The sequence below is a fragment of the Cryobacterium sp. RTC2.1 genome (assembly GCF_035018685.1).
GTDB classification, from domain to species: Bacteria; Actinomycetota; Actinomycetes; order Actinomycetales; family Microbacteriaceae; genus Cryobacterium; species Cryobacterium glucosi.
On the sequence record NZ_JASJXJ010000332.1, the window covers coordinates 1 to 747 of the forward strand.

Below are 747 nucleotides of genomic sequence, written 5' to 3' on the forward strand. Positions count from 1 at the left end.
ATGCTTTCATTCGGGAGTCGATGGAGTAGCCGACGATCTTGTTCGAGTAGACGTCTTTGATCGCGCAGAGGTAGAGCTTGCCCTCGTCGGTGCGGTGTTCGGTGATGTCGGTCAGCCAAAGCTGGTTCGGGCGTGTCGCGGTGAATTTCCGCTCGACGAGGTCGTCGTGGACGGGTGGGCCGGCCTTGCGCGTGAGGCCGCGTTTCTTCGCGAACACGGACCAGAGCCGCTGCTGCGAGCACAGCCGCCAGACCCGGTTCTCGCTGGCGCTGAGGCCCGCCTGGTGGAGCTCGTCGGCGATGAACCGGTATCCGAACGCAGGGTCGTCCCGGTGAGCGTCCCAGGCGGCGTTGGTGAGGTGGGCGTCGTCCCAGTCGCGCTGGGAGACTGGGTTGCGCTTCCACTGGTAGAACGCTTGTTTGGAGAAGCGCAACACCCGGCAGGTCACCGTGACGGGGACACCGTCGACGGCCAGTTCACGGACCAGCGGGTAGATCATTTTGGGTTGACGTCCCGGGACAGATAGGCCACGGCCCGCCGCATGACCTCGGCTTCCTGCTCGAGCAGCCGGATGCGCTTCCTGGCATCGCGCAGTTCCGCGGATTCCTTCTCGGTCACGCCGGGCTTGACGCCTTCTTGGACGTCGGCTTTCTTGAGCCAGTTCGCCAGGCAGGACTCCGAGATCCCGAAGTCCTTCGCGATCTGATTCAGCGGGGCTTCGTGCTTCCGGGCGACCGCGACAACATC

At 64.4% G+C, this 747-nt stretch carries 1 pseudogene; it reads right to left on the reverse strand.

Annotation, left to right across the window (positions count from 1 at the left end):
• Window positions 1–747: pseudogene (locus tag QN357_RS19145) on the reverse strand (IS3 family transposase); the annotation flags it as partial.